This is a genomic window from Aminobacter sp. Piv2-1 (genome assembly GCF_037625995.1).
In the GTDB taxonomy this organism is placed as follows: domain Bacteria; phylum Pseudomonadota; class Alphaproteobacteria; order Rhizobiales; family Rhizobiaceae; genus Aminobacter.
The window spans coordinates 278,817-292,155 of record NZ_JARKMU010000006.1 but is presented as its reverse complement, the minus strand read 5'-3'; the positions used below and the strand labels follow the sequence as shown (position 1 = coordinate 292,155).

The 13,339-nt window shown below is 66.5% G+C and carries 15 protein-coding genes; 11 read left to right on the top strand and 4 right to left on the bottom strand.

The genetic code is table 11. The features are described from left to right. Nucleotides 1-58: 58 nt before the first annotated feature. Nucleotides 59-661, top strand: a complete 603-nt coding sequence (locus AmiPiv_RS13725; RefSeq protein WP_340038023.1) for a nicotinate-nucleotide adenylyltransferase — start codon at nucleotides 59-61, stop codon at nucleotides 659-661. Here the strand turns inward: AmiPiv_RS13725 and AmiPiv_RS13720 are convergent. After that, the gene (locus AmiPiv_RS13720; protein ID WP_340038022.1) at nucleotides 651-1,481 is read right to left on the bottom strand and encodes an AraC family transcriptional regulator; all 831 of its coding nucleotides are present in this window, start codon (nucleotides 1,479-1,481) and stop codon (nucleotides 651-653) included. The genes AmiPiv_RS13725 and AmiPiv_RS13720 overlap by 11 nt on opposite strands. 213 nt (nucleotides 1,482-1,694) lie before the next feature. Between AmiPiv_RS13720 and AmiPiv_RS13715 the strand changes: the two genes are divergently transcribed. The 10 genes from AmiPiv_RS13715 (at nucleotide 1,695) to AmiPiv_RS13670 (ending at nucleotide 11,307) form a co-directional block, all read left to right on the top strand. Next, entirely contained in the window at nucleotides 1,695-2,945 is a 1,251-nt protein-coding gene (locus AmiPiv_RS13715; RefSeq protein ID WP_340038021.1) for an MFS transporter, read from the top strand. A 177-nt stretch (nucleotides 2,946-3,122) separates the two neighbouring features. Next, entirely contained in the window at nucleotides 3,123-3,500 is a 378-nt protein-coding gene (rsfS, locus tag AmiPiv_RS13710; protein ID WP_340038112.1) for a ribosome silencing factor, read from the top strand. Nucleotides 3,501-3,515: 15 nt separating this feature from the next. Beyond that, nucleotides 3,516-3,998 (top strand): 23S rRNA (pseudouridine(1915)-N(3))-methyltransferase RlmH, encoded by a 483-nt coding sequence (gene rlmH, locus AmiPiv_RS13705; protein WP_340038020.1) that lies wholly within the window; start codon nucleotides 3,516-3,518, stop codon nucleotides 3,996-3,998. 145 nt (nucleotides 3,999-4,143) lie between these two features. After that, nucleotides 4,144-5,463 (top strand): murein hydrolase activator EnvC family protein, encoded by a 1,320-nt coding sequence (locus AmiPiv_RS13700; RefSeq protein ID WP_340038019.1) that lies wholly within the window; start codon nucleotides 4,144-4,146, stop codon nucleotides 5,461-5,463. Between the two features lies 1 nt (nucleotide 5,464). After that, nucleotides 5,465-6,793 (top strand): S41 family peptidase, encoded by a 1,329-nt coding sequence (locus AmiPiv_RS13695; RefSeq protein ID WP_340038017.1) that lies wholly within the window; start codon nucleotides 5,465-5,467, stop codon nucleotides 6,791-6,793. Nucleotides 6,794-6,901: 108 nt separating this feature from the next. Next, nucleotides 6,902-8,059 carry a divergent polysaccharide deacetylase family protein gene (locus tag AmiPiv_RS13690; RefSeq protein WP_340038016.1) on the top strand — a complete coding sequence of 386 codons (1,158 nt, stop codon included), beginning with the start codon at nucleotides 6,902-6,904 and terminating at the stop codon, nucleotides 8,057-8,059. Nucleotides 8,060-8,065: 6 nt separating this feature from the next. Next, the gene (locus AmiPiv_RS13685; RefSeq protein WP_340038015.1) at nucleotides 8,066-8,584 is read left to right on the top strand and encodes an RNA pyrophosphohydrolase; all 519 of its coding nucleotides are present in this window, start codon (nucleotides 8,066-8,068) and stop codon (nucleotides 8,582-8,584) included. A 353-nt stretch (nucleotides 8,585-8,937) separates the two neighbouring features. Next, nucleotides 8,938-9,366 carry a nucleoside diphosphate kinase regulator gene (gene rnk / locus AmiPiv_RS13680; protein ID WP_340038014.1) on the top strand — a complete coding sequence of 143 codons (429 nt, stop codon included), beginning with the start codon at nucleotides 8,938-8,940 and terminating at the stop codon, nucleotides 9,364-9,366. Nucleotides 9,367-9,430: 64 nt separating this feature from the next. Next, nucleotides 9,431-9,973, top strand: coding sequence for a nucleoside-diphosphate kinase (locus tag AmiPiv_RS13675; protein ID WP_340038013.1), 543 nt, complete (start codon nucleotides 9,431-9,433; stop codon nucleotides 9,971-9,973). Between the two features lie 80 nt (nucleotides 9,974-10,053). Next, nucleotides 10,054-11,307 carry a D-amino acid dehydrogenase gene (locus AmiPiv_RS13670; protein WP_340038012.1) on the top strand — a complete coding sequence of 418 codons (1,254 nt, stop codon included), beginning with the start codon at nucleotides 10,054-10,056 and terminating at the stop codon, nucleotides 11,305-11,307. A gap of 3 nt (nucleotides 11,308-11,310) precedes the next feature. Here the strand turns inward: AmiPiv_RS13670 and AmiPiv_RS13665 are convergent, their stop codons facing one another. From AmiPiv_RS13665 to AmiPiv_RS13655, 3 genes are all read right to left on the bottom strand, one after another. Next, nucleotides 11,311-11,712 carry a VOC family protein gene (locus AmiPiv_RS13665; RefSeq protein WP_340038011.1) on the bottom strand — a complete coding sequence of 134 codons (402 nt, stop codon included), beginning with the start codon at nucleotides 11,710-11,712 and terminating at the stop codon, nucleotides 11,311-11,313. 4 nt (nucleotides 11,713-11,716) lie between these two features. Next, on the bottom strand, nucleotides 11,717-12,346 hold the full coding sequence (locus AmiPiv_RS13660) for a transcriptional regulator (protein ID WP_340038010.1): 630 nt from the start codon (nucleotides 12,344-12,346) through the stop codon (nucleotides 11,717-11,719). Between the two features lie 61 nt (nucleotides 12,347-12,407). Continuing rightward, nucleotides 12,408-13,289 (bottom strand): LysR family transcriptional regulator, encoded by an 882-nt coding sequence (locus AmiPiv_RS13655; RefSeq protein ID WP_340038009.1) that lies wholly within the window; start codon nucleotides 13,287-13,289, stop codon nucleotides 12,408-12,410. Between the last annotated feature and the right edge of the window lie 50 nt (nucleotides 13,290-13,339).

Sequence of the window (13,339 nt, the reverse complement as noted above, 5' to 3'; positions counted from 1 at the left end):
AGGGGGCCTAAAGTTGCTTTTGCCGTCAGAGCCGCCAGTTTCGCAAAAATACCTGCGCATGCCGCATGCGATGAAGGGCATGCAGGTCGGGCTGTTCGGCGGGTCGTTCAATCCGCCGCACGCGGGCCATGGTCTCGTCGCCGAGATCGCCATGCGGCGCCTGCAACTCGACCAGCTGTGGTGGATGGTCACCCCCGGCAATCCGCTGAAGAGTACACGGGAACTCGCGCCGCTCGCGAAGCGTATCGAGCTGTCGGAGCAGATCGCAGAAAATCCGCGCATCAAGGTCACGGCGTTCGAGGCCAGCCATCACGTGCGCTACACCGCCGACACGCTGGCGCTGATCAAGGCGCGCAACCCGGGCGTCGATTTCGTCTGGATCATGGGGGCCGACAACCTGCGCGACTTCCACCGCTGGCAGCGCTGGCGGCAGATCGTCATGACCTTTCCGATAGCCGTCATCGACCGGCCGGGGGCGACGTTGTCGTTCCTGTCTTCGGTCGTCGCCAAGACCTTCGACTACGCCCGCGTCGACGAGGGCGACGCACCACGCCTGGCGCGGATGAAGGCCCCTGCATGGACCTTCATCCACGGGCCGCGTTCGCTGCTGTCATCGACGGCGCTGAGGAACGGTTCGGCCAAGGAAAAACCTAGCTCTTGATCGGGATCCAGAGCTCGTAGCCGCCATTGCCGGTCACTGGGTCGAAGCTCTCGGGATAGAGCTCGAAGTTGGGGCCGTCGGCGGCCTGATGTCCCGATGTCGGCAGCCACTTGCTCCACACCGTGTTGGTGATGCGGCGGATCATCGAGATGTGGTCGGTGGTGGCGAACACGGCATAGCGCTGCGGCGGGATGCGCAGGCGGCTGAATTCCGGCGTCAACTCCGAGAAATCGGAGACCTCGACACCGGCTATGTACTCGAAGCTGTCGTCGTCGAAGTTGCAGCAGACGCCATAGCCGGTCATGCCCTTCTGGCCCGGCACGTTGCCGAAATGCGGTCCGAAGCGCTGCCAGAGCGAGGGGATGGCGTGGCTCGTCTCGCTGGTATAGCGCTCGCCGAAGCCGGCGACGAGCAGCGCGTCGCGGTCGACGAAGCGCGGCTGGGCGAGATTGTCGACAAAGGATTCGTCCATCTTGATGGGCTCCATGATCAGAGGCTGGGGCACGGTGCCGTTCGCGCGCACCTCCTCGGGCGTTAGCCCGAAGCGGTCGCGGAAGGCCCGGGTGAACGCCTCATGCGAGCCGTAGCCGGCGTCGAGCGCGACCGCCAAGATGTCGGGCGCGCCATCGGCCAGCATGCCGGCCGCCCGCGTCAGGCGGCGGGCACGGACATAACCCATGACCGAGTGGCCGGTGGCTGCACCGAAGGCGCGGGACATGTGGAAGCGCGAGACGCCGCCTATGGCGGCGACCTCGTCGAGCCCGATGTCCCCGGCATAGTGGCTTTCGATGAACCAGATGGCTTTTTGAACGGGGGTCATTGGTCTTTCCGGCATGAGGACGCCCCTGATATGCCTGCTGGCGGGACGTCCCGTTTGATCGTGATTGCTGCTCAGCGCTTTTTTTTGCGCCGCTGTCGATGGCGAAAACGCAATCAGCCCGCTTTTGATCCAGCCCGCCATATTGGCCAAGCCAGCGCGGCCCATGTCGCAATTGCGGCTGCGCAAGCGCCGCGGGCAGGCGAAACTCGCTGGATGGATCAGCGGGACGATGTGACAGCTGCGGACGAGGAGGGCGAGCGGACGCCGGCAATCGCGGTCGCCGGCGTGATCGCGGCGATGGCGCTGGTTGCCGTCGGCAACGGCCTGATGTTCGGCTACATCCCCGTCAGCCTCGGTGCCGCGGGCTACGCCCCGACCTGGGCCGGTTCGATCCTCACCGGCCTCTCCGCCGGCGGGCTCGCCGGATGCCTGCTCACCGGCACGCTGGTGCGCCGGGTCGGCCATGCCCGCGCCTATTTGGTGTTCTCGGCCCTGATCGTGCTGTCCAATGCGGTGATCGGCGCCGGCATCTATCCGCTCGTCTGGATCGGCGCGCGGGCGCTCTACGGCTTCGCCATATGCGGCATGTTCATCGTCGCCCAGAGCTGGCTCAACGATGCCGTCGGCAACGACATACGCGGGCGGGTCATGGCGATCTTCTACGTCGCCTATGTCGTCGGCCTGGGCGGCGGCTCCTTCCTTTTGCGTTTCGTCGACATCTCCAATGCCGAAGCGCCGCTGCTCGGCATAGCCTTCAATGCGATCTCGATCCTGCCCGTCGGGCTCACGCGCCTGCGCCAGCCGCCGGCGCCACGGGCTGCCTCCGTGGCCCTGGCCCGCGCCTGGCGCGTTTCGCCCGTCGGCGTCGCTGGTATGCTGGCGGTGGGCGGCCTGTCGATGATGATCGCCGGCTTTGCTCCCATCCACGCCACGGCGATCGGGCTCGACCAGCAGGAGGTGGCGACGCTCTTGTTTGCCATGCCGCTGGGCACGCTGTTGTTCCAGATCCCTTTCGGCTGGATCTCCGACCGAACCGACCGTCGGTTCGTGCTGGTGGCGGCCAGTCTGCTCGTGGTCGTCGCAGGCCTCGCGGCAAGTCGCTTCGACGGCAGCGCACTGCCGATCATGGTCGCGATCTACATCGTCTGGAGCGGTGCGAGCGAGTCGATCTATTCGCTTGCCAATGCGCATGCCTCCGACCGCGCCAGCAAGGACGACCTGGTCGCGCTGTCGAGCAGCATGCTGTTTGCCTGGTCGCTGTCGGGTTTCGTGGTTCCCGGCATCGGCACGCTGCTGACGGCGGCCTATGGAACCCAGGCGTTCATGTATGTGGCGATCGTCATTGCCGCCGCCTACTCCGCCTTCGTGCTCTGGCGCCTTCGCAAAAGTCGGGCAGTACCTGCGGGCGAGACGGGCGCGTTTTCGCCCATGGCGGCGCAGGTGCCCCCGTCCATCGACCCATAGCCGGCGTCGCCGATCGGGTCCGATGTCACGCAATGAAGCCGCATATCGGCCTTTGTCTTGAAACTGTCGCCCAACTCTGCCTATCTAAATGGTGTCACCCTGAGTCCGGGGTGATTTGGTTGTTCTTGTCGGAAAGGAAAGACACTGAGAACAGCACTGCGGAAGAAGGCGGAAATCCTGCCTTCGCCGGCCGGGATAAGCGAGATTGACGCTGTCTCCCGCGCCCTCAAGACGGTCCTTGACAGTCTGGAAGACTCCAAGGCCGAAAACATCGTCTCCATCGACATTCAGGGCAAGTCCAGCCTGGGCGACTACATGGTCGTTGCCTCGGGCCGGTCGCACCGTCACGTCGCGGCGGTCTCCGACCACCTGCTCAAGGCGCTCAAGGATGCCGGCTTCGGCAATGCGCGCGTCGAGGGCTTGTCCGGCGCCGACTGGGTGCTCGTCGACACAGGCGATGTGATCGTCCACGTCTTCCGTCCCGAAATCCGCGAGTTCTACAACATCGAAAAGATGTGGCAGGCGCCGGATCTCGAGGAAGAAACGGTTCACTGAGCCGTCACGTCGGGGATGAAGGTCTGGATACATGCCGTGGGCCGGATGAAGGCCGGCCCCGAGAAGGAACTCGCCGACCGCTATCTCGACCGCTTTGCCAAGAGCGGCGGGCCGCTTGGCCTCGATTTCGGGGGCGTGACCGAGATCGCCGAGAGCCGGGCGCGCGACGTCGACGAGCGCCGCCGCGAGGAAGCCGACAGGCTGAGGTCGCAACTCGGCCCAGGCACGGCGCTGATCCTTCTCGACGAGCGCGGCAAGAACCTTTCCTCACAACAGTTCTCCGACAAGATCGCCGCTATCCGCGACGGCGGCCAGCGTGGGCTGATGATTGCCATAGGCGGCCCGGACGGCCACGACGAGGCACTGCGCAGCGAGGCGCAGCTGCTGATGTCCTTCGGTGCCGCCACCTGGCCGCACCAGATGGTGCGGATCATGCTTGGCGAGCAGCTCTACCGCGCCTCGACCATACTTTCAGGGCATCCCTACCACCGCGCATGACCGTTCGCGACGGGCCCTCGAGCGCCCGCAAAATCGACAAAATGGCCGGCCAATCGTCGCCTCTGGCGGCAATGCCCGGCGTTATGGTTGATGGTTCGTTAACGATGCCGCCGCTAAGGTCGCAAGCTTGTAACCGGATCATCCGATGGCGCGGAAATTTCCCCTGAAGGCGTGGCGCAGGCCATGCCGCGGCGTGTTCGCCGCGGCGCTGATCGGGCTCGCCTCGGGCGCCGCGTTGGCGCAGGTCGGCCCGTCCTTGCCCGACCCCGACAGGACGCGGTCGGAACTCGAGGCGGTTGCCCGCGACATCCAGGTGTCTGCCGACCGGCGCGAGAAGCTGTCGGCCGAGATCGCCCAGATGAAGAAGGACTACGCTTCGATCACGGCAGCACTCATCCAGTCGGCCAAGACCGAGCGCAAGCTCGCGCAGGACATCGAGGACATCGCCGGCAAGGTCGACGGCCTGAAGGAGCAGGAGTCGGGCATCCGCAACTCGCTTATCCTGCGCCGCGGGGTGCTGGCCGAAGTGCTGGGCGCGCTGCAGCGCATGGGTCTCAACCCGCCGCCGGCGATCCTGGTCAAGCCGGAGGACGCGCTGTCGTCGGTGCGCAGCGCCATCCTGCTCGGCGCCGTGGTCCCGGAACTGCGTTCCGAGACCGAGATACTGATGGCCGACCTGAAGGAGCTGACGCGCGTCGTCACCTCGATCGAGGCCGAGCGCGACCGCCTCAAGACGGCGATGACCGCGCAGGCGGGCGAGAAGGAGCGCCTCGACCTGCTCCTGGCCGCCAAGGAGCGGCTGCGGGGTGAATCCGAGACCGCTCTCGCCGAAGAGACGAAGAAGGCTGCCGAACTGGCCGCGCGGTCAGCGAGTCTCAAAGATTTGATTGCCGCCCTCGACAAGCAGGCGGCAAAGCAGGCGGCCGCCGCCGAGGCCGATCGCAAGGCCGCCGAGGCAGCCGCTGGACAGCGCAACCAACCGGTCGTTCCGGAGGTGCCTGAGGCCAACCAACTCGTTGCTTCCGCACCGTTTTCCGTGTTGCAAGGGCAGGTCGCTCTGCCGGTCACGGGACGCATCAAACGCCGGTTCGGGGCGGACGATGGCAGCGGCGGAACCATGTATGGGGACATGGTTGCGACACAATCGGGCGCCATCGTGACGGCTCCGGCGGATGGAAGTGTTCTTTATGCGGGGCCTTTCCGCTCCTATGGTCAACTCTTGATCCTCAATGCCGGCGACGGCTATCATGTCGTCCTGGCGGGGATGAGCAGAATCAGCGTCGCGCCGGGTCAGTCCGTTCTTGCAGGCGAGCCGATCGGTGCGATGGGAGAGGCGAGGGTGGCGAGCACCTCTGCCTCGGGAAATGCGAATGCGACGCCGGAGCTGTATGTAGAGTTCCGCAAGGATGGAAAACCCGTCGATCCGGCCCCGTGGTGGGCGGACCGCACCTCTGGAAGGACGTGAAATGATGCGTAAACTGTCGCTTCTGCTTGCCGGAGCGCTGATGGGTGCCTCAGCGATGAGCCTCGTTTACGGCGCACCCGGTTCGACGGCGAACGCTGCAGGCTCCGAGACCTACCGCCAGCTCGCCATCTTCGGTGATATCTTCGAACGCGTGCGCGGCCAGTACGTGACCCCGCCGGACGAGAAGGCGCTGATCGAGAATGCCATCAATGGCATGCTGACCTCGCTCGACCCGCACTCGTCCTATCTCAACGCCGAAGCCGCCAAGGACATGCGCGTCCAGACCAAGGGCGAGTTCGGCGGCCTAGGCATCGAAGTGACCATGGAGAACGAACTGGTCAAGGTCATCACCCCGATTGACGACACCCCTGCCGCAAAGGCCGGCGTGCTCGCGGGGGACTACATTTCCAAGATCGACGGCGTGGAAGTTCGCGGCATGACGCTGAACGACGCGGTCGAGAAGATGCGCGGCCTGGTCAACACCTCGATCAAGCTGACGATCCTGCGCGAGGGCGCCGACAAGCCGATCGAGCTGTCCATCAAGCGCGACATCATCAAGGTCAAGGCGGTCAAGTTCCGCGTCGAGAACGACGTCGGCTACATGAAGATCACCTCGTTCACCGAAAAGACCTATGACGACCTGCAGGATGCCATCAAGCAGATCGAGAAGCAGATCCCCGCGGACAAGCTGAAGGGCTTCGTGCTCGACCTGCGCCTCAACCCCGGCGGCCTGCTCGACCAGGCGGTGAGCGTGTCCGACGCCTTCCTCGACCGTGGCGAGATCGTCTCGACCCGCGGCCGCGACCCGAAGGACATCACCCGGTTCGATGCACGCAGCGGCGACGACATCGGCGGCAAGCCGCTGATCGTCCTGGTCAACGGTGGCTCGGCGAGCGCCTCCGAGATCGTCGCGGGCGCGCTGCAGGATCACCGTCGCGCGACCGTCGTGGGCACGCAGTCCTTCGGCAAGGGCTCGGTGCAGACCATCATCCCGCTGGCCGAGAACGGCGCGCTGCGCCTGACCACGGCGCTCTACTACACGCCGTCGGGCAAATCGATCCAGGGCAAGGGCATCACGCCGGACGTCAAGGTCGACCAGCCGCTGCCGGCGGAGTTGCAGGGACGCGACGTGACCCGCGGCGAGTCGGCACTGAAGGGCCACATCAAGGGCGCGGAAGAGAGCGACCAGGGTTCGGGTTCGGCAGCCTACGTGCCGCCGGAGCCCAAGGACGACATCCAGCTCAACTACGCCCTGGACCTGCTTCGCGGCATCAAGACGGATCCGTCCTTCCCGCCCAACCCCGAGAAGGCGGTGATGAACAACCAGTAGGGCTCGCCGGCGAAAGGCTGGCCTGCTCGACCGGGCAATGCAATGCTGCCGGGACCGCAAGGTCCCGGCAGTTTGATTCGGGGGCCGGCTTCGGCCGCAGGACACGGCGTGGTGCAGATCGACAAGGACATCGACCGTCCGCTCGGGCAGGGGCTGCGTCCGCCTTCGGGCACGCGGCGCGCGCCCGCGCTGCGGAAGGGAGCCGTGGCCGCCGGACTGGGCGCCGCTGCGGTCGCCGCCGTGTCGGCCATGATAGCGCTGCGCGAGCAGCCGTTTCGCATTCCCGAGACCGCGGCCGTCGTCCAGCCTGAGCCAGCGCCCATCGCCGCGAAGCCTGAAGTTGAAACCAAGCAGCCGGCCGCTGTCCGCAGCGACGGTCCGGCCATCATCAAGGTAAACCCGCCGGCCGGCGAAAACGGTGTCGTCGTCATCCGCGATCCGTCGGCGGTCGGGCAGAACCTCAGGGTCGCGCACCTCCCCGACCAGGCACTGGTCGAGGACAGCCCGACGGGACCGCTGCCGGTCCGTGCCGCCGACGGCCGCCGCCCCTTCGACGTCTATGCGCGGGCCTGGTCGGGCGCGCGCGGCGCCAGGATCGCGATCGTCATCGGCGGGCTCGGCCTGTCGCAGACCGGAACGCAGGAGGCGATCGGCAAGCTGCCGCCCGAGATCACGCTCGGCTTCGCTCCGCAGGGCAACAGCCTAGGTCGCTGGATGCAGGCGGCGCGGCGCGAGGGCCACGAGATCGTCATGCAGGTCCCGCTCGAGCCTTTCGATTTTCCGAACGTCAATCCCGGCCGCAACACGCTCAAGGTGGATGCCGGCGCGGACGAAAACCTCGAGAACCTGCGCTGGGTGCTGTCGCGCACGACCAACTATACGGCGGTCATGAACTACATGGGCGCGCGGTTCTCCACGAGCCCCGAGGCGATGGGCGTGATGATGGCGGAGCTTGGCAAGCGCGGCATAGGCTATCTCGACGACGGCTCGTCGGCGCGCAGCCTGGCCCCGGAGACGGCGCTCAAGAACGGTGTGCCGTTCGCCGCGGGTGACGCGATCATCGACGCCGTGCAGGAACGCGGCGCGATCCTGGACAAGCTCGACGAACTGGAGCGCACGGCGCGCGCCAAGGGGTTCGCCGTCGGCACCGGCAATGCCTTTGGGCTTACCGTCGACGCCGTGGCAGCGTGGGCGAGCGAAGTGCGCAAGCGCGGCATCGAGATCGTACCGATCTCCGCCGTCGCCAGCGACCCAGAACGAGGATAGCAAGACATGCCGAAGAACAAGGTCGACCCGCGGGATCTGCCCTACCGTCCCTGTGTCGGGATCATGGTGCTGAACGCCCGGGGCCTGGTCTGGGCCGGCCGGCGCATCGCCGAGCCCGACAGCGAACTGTCGAACACCGACCAGCTCTGGCAGATGCCCCAGGGCGGCATCGACAAAGGCGAGGAACCCTTTCCCGCGGCGATGCGCGAACTCTACGAGGAGACCGGCATGCGCAGCGTGTCGCTGCTCGCCGAAGCGCCCGACTGGATCAACTACGATCTGCCGGAGCATCTCATCGGGGTCGCGCTCAAGGGCAAGTACCGCGGCCAGACGCAGAAGTGGTTCGCCTTCCGCTTCGAAGGCGACGAGAACGAGATCGCCATCGATCCGCCTCCCGGCGGCCATTCGGCCGAGTTCGACCGCTGGGCGTGGAAGCCGATGCGCGAGCTGCCGGACCTGATCGTGCCGTTCAAGCGCAAGGTCTACGAGGAGGTGGTCTCCGCGTTCAGGCACCTCGTGCCATGACAGGCTGCTCGCGCGTTATTCGCGTAACTAGTTGACGGACAATCATTCTTTCAGCGTCCGGGACGGCGACCAAGCGCCACCCTTGACAAGCGATGCCCGGTCGGCAACCCTTTGGCGATGTGCAATTTCGCTCACATCGGCAGCTTTGCCCTGTTTCGGGTCTGCCCCATCGCGGGATTCTAGCCCCGGCTCGGTCGCCATGCGACGTCCGGGCCTTAGGGGCATTTTCTCCAACGCATAAGATCATTTGCAGCTGGCCGCCTCGCGGTCCGGTCTGAACAGATACACGCATCCGCGTTGGCGGATGACCGGTCGCGCGCATTCCCGCGAGGAGCGCTGGCTGGACGAAATTCATGAGGTCTGCATTGCGCCAGAACATCAAGCAGCGCCGCGAGCACAATATCGTGGTGAGCGAAAACGACTACGCCCGGCTAACCGGCCTTGCCGAATCGAGCCTGGACCGGCTGCCCGAGATCGCTGAAGAACTGTTGTCCGAAATGGATCGCGCCAAGGTGACGCCGCTCAGCCGCATCCCGGCCACCGTCATCCGCATGGGCTCGAAGGTGACGTTCCGCAGCGGCGACGGCGAGGTCAAGACGGTGACGCTGGTCTATCCCGGCAAGGCCGACATCGCCGAGGGCAGGATTTCGATCCTCACCCCCGTCGGCGCGGCCCTCATCGGCCTGCGCGAAGGCCAGTCGGTCGCCTGGACGTCGCGCGACGGCCGCCGGCTCGAGTTCGAGATCGTCTCCGTCGAGGCGCCGCGCGACGACGCCAACTGAGAGGCTTCCCGATTTCCCGAACGTTGCAGGCGCAGAGCCGATGGCCGCGCCGTGGAGACGCGTCATGACCCGATGTCAGCTGACGACCAAGGACTTTGCAATCGTCAAGACGATGCTCGACCGCCTGGCCTGGTCCGGCGGTCCGCTCGTCGACCTGTTGCGCCGCAAGCTCGCTTCGGCACAGGTGGTGTTTTCGAATGAAGCCGATCCCGACGTGGTGACGCTGAACAGCCGCGTCATCTTCACCGTCAATGGTGGCGCACGCCACACGCGGGTCGTCACGCAGGGTACTACGGACGGGATGGTCGGCCTGACCATGCCGATCACGGTGCCGCGCGGGCTGGCGCTGCTCGGGCTGCGCAAGGGCCAGTCGATCGTCGTCGACTGCGGCCGCGGAACAGCCGAGACCATCCATGTCGCCGACATCCTCTACCAGCCTGAGGCGACGCGGCCTGAGCCAGCCACGCCCGATCCCGGTGCTGCGATGGCTGGGCGCCGTTTCCCGGTGTTGGTGTTCAGCGCCGACGAGCAGCAGCCACTTGGCGTGCGGCAAAAAATCCGGCACATCTCGGACAGTGGCGACGATCCCGGGCCTTCCGCAGCCTGAGGGCGCGCCGTCCGCGGCGTCGGCTTGCGGGGTTCGGACATGCGCATGGAGATCGGTGCCATGCGCCTACTGGGGGCGCAATGAGGGTTGTGGTTATCGGCGGCGGCGTGATCGGGGTCACGACCGCCTACTACCTCGCCGAGGCCGGGCATGAGGTGGTCGTCTTCGACCGCCAGAAGGGCCCGGCCCAGGAGACCAGTTACGCCAATGCGGGCGAGATTTCGTCCGGATACGCATCGCCGCTGGCCGCGCCCGGCGTGCCGCTCAAGGCACTCAAGTGGCTGTTCACCAAGGACGGCCCGTTCGTCTTCCGCCCGAAATTCGATCCCAAATATTGGCTCTGGCTGGCCCGGATGCTGGGCAATTGCACGGCAGAGCGCTACGCGGCCAACAAGGCGCTGATGATGCCGCTGGCCGAATACAGCCGCGACATGCTGCGCGTGCTGCGCGAGGCGACCGGCATTTCCTACGACGAGGGCAGCCACGGCACGCTGCAGCTGTTTCGCGCCCAGGAGCAGTTCGACCGCGCCGCCGCCGACGTTGCGATGCTCGACAGGTTCCAGGTGCCTTACGAAATTCTCGATGCCGAAGGCTGCATCGCCGCCGAGCCAGGTTTGGCCGGTGCACGCGACAGGATCGCCGGCGGCCTGCGTCTGCCCGACGACGAGACCGGCGATTGCCGGCTGTTCACCGAACGGCTGGTGGACCTCGCGGCCAAGCGCGGCGTCACCTTCAGGTTCAACAGCAGGATTTTCCATTTCGACATGGAAGGCGGGAAGGTGGCGCGGGCTGCCGCCTCCGGCGGAATGGGCCATGCCGATGCCTTCGTTCTGGCGACCGGCAGCTACACCGAGCGTTTCATGCGCAAGCTGGGGCAGCGCGTGCCGATCTATCCGCTGAAGGGGTATTCGCTGACGGTTCCGGTCGCCGACGAGGGTGCCGCGCCTGCGTCGACGGTGATCGACGAAGCCAACAAGGTCGCAATCACCCGTCTCGGCCGCCGCATCCGGGTCGGCGGGCTGGCGGAAATGTCGGGTTTCGACCTCACCCTTCGCGAGTCGGCCCGTGCGCAGCTGGAGCGGTCGCTGCGCGAACTGTTCGGGGTCGGCGACCTGCGCGAAGCGAGCTATTGGTGCGGGCTGAGGCCGATGACGCCCGACGGGCCGCCGGTCATCGGCAGGACGAAAATCCCGAATGTCTACGTCAATGCCGGCCACGGCATGCTGGGCTGGACCATGGCCTGCGGCTCGGCCAAGGTCATGGCCGACCTGATCTCCGGCCGCGAGCCGGAGATCGACGCGAGCGGGCTGGGGCCGCAGCGCTACTGGTCCTGAGGATCAGGCCACGTTCCTCAGCGATCGCGGCGCTTCCGCCGACTGGTACATCGAGATGGTGTGGCCGTCGGGATCGGCAATGTCGGCCGACCAGCCGCCCGGCGCATGACTCACCGGGGTGACGATGGTCACGCCCTTGCCGGCGAGCGTCGACACGACGTCGTCGATGCCGCCGTCGGCGATCTCGAAGACGATGATCGGCGAATTGCCGGGGCGCGATTCCATCCGGAAGAAGATCAGGTCGACGCCGTTGACGGTGCTGGCGATGAGCCAGTCGCCTCCCGTCTCCCCGTCGCCTTCCATGCGCTGGACGTCGAGGCCGATGACGTCGCGATAGAAGGCTTGGGTCCTGTCGATGTCCGAGACGTAGTAGCAGATGTTGCCCAGCTTGCTCTTGCCAAACATTTGATCACTCCATGGTTTGGGTTGCACGCAGCTTCAGTTGCCGTGCCCCCGGATTTTGTGAGGTGCCGATCACGAAAAGATGCCCGTCGGGGTCGTGGCTCGCTAGCACGGCACCTTGCTGCCTGGCGGCTGCGAGCAGGGAGCGCCTGATGCGGCCGAAGGCGAGGGCGCCTGCAAGCCCCGGCAGTTCCTCGATCGTGCCGCCGCCGAAGCTACGCCAGCGGCGCCTGATCTCGGCGATGCGCTGGCGCAGCGCGGTGTCGGCAAGCCGCTGCAGCCAGGCGATCTCCTGGCGCGTGTGGCCGGTCAGCGAAAGCAGTGCAGTGGTGCGGAGACCTGGAGGAAGTTGGTTGACGAAGCGGAGCGGCAGTTCTTCCCTGTCCGCAGGTTCGCAGCCCGCGACCGCGAAAGGCGCTTCGCGCCGGCGCCGCCGAATGGCTGTTCGCGCATCGAAGGCGGCCCGGCGCCGCAATGCGCCTTCCAGCCAGCGGCGGTTCTCGGGCTTGTTGAGATCGGTCCTGCCGGACTCCACCGCCGCGACGAGCACGGTCTGCAGCAGGTCCTCCGCCTCGTCGGCTCGGCGCGAGGCGCGCTTGGCCTGGCGCAGCAGTTCGGCATAGGGGCGGGGCAGCAAGCCAATCTCCTCACGTCGGCGCGGCAAAGTTAGCGGATGTGTGAGATTGTCGGAAGAGGCGTCAGACGAACAGCGCCCGCTCGCGCTCAACCGCCTTGGTGATGAAGCCCGCCACGGTCTGGATGCGGCGCAGCGGCCGGACGGACTCGTGATAGACCAGCCAGTAGGCGCGCCGGATGGGCGCAATCGCCGTTACCGGCACGACCTCCGGGACAGTTCGGGCGATGAAGGTGTGGAGGATGCCGATGCCGGCGCCCGAGCGCACGGCTTCGACCTGGCCGAGGGCCGACGAGATCGAGAAGGCCGACTCCCAGGTCGGGCTGAACTCGGCCGCGTAGTCGAGCGAAGGGCTGACGACTAGGTCGGGCACGTAGCCGATCAGGCGGTGATTGGACAGGTCGGTCCTTCCTGAAGGCAGGCCGTTCTGCTCGGCATAGGCGCGCGATGCGAACAATCCGAGCGAATAGTCGACCAGCTTCACCGCCACGAGGCGCCCCTCGCTCGGACGCTCGGTGGTGATGGCGATGTCGGCTTCGCGGCGCGACAGCGAGAATGTGCGCGGCACCGGCACGAGCTGGATCTTGAGGTCGGCGTGCTGGGTGGTGAGCGCGCCGAGCCGCTGCGCCAGGAAGGCGACGCCGAAGCCGTCGGGCGCGCCGATGCGCACCGTGCCGGCGACCTCGTCGCCCTCGCCGGCGATCTCGGCGCGGGCGGTCAGCATGTCGGCTTCCATGCGCTCTGCAATTTCGAGGAAGCGCTCGCCCGCGGGGGTCAGCTCGCTGCCGGTGGTCAGGCGCCGGAAGAGCTTGGTCTTCAGCGCTTCCTCGAGGGCCGCGACCCGGCGCGAAACGGTCGCGTGGTTGAGCTCCAGCCGCCGCGCCGCGCCGAGGATCTGGCCGGTGCGCGCGACGGCGAGGAAGATGCGGACGTCATCCCAGTTCATGCGGCCTCCGTCGACATGGATGCTTCTCTTCTGGCAATGGGTCGGCAAAG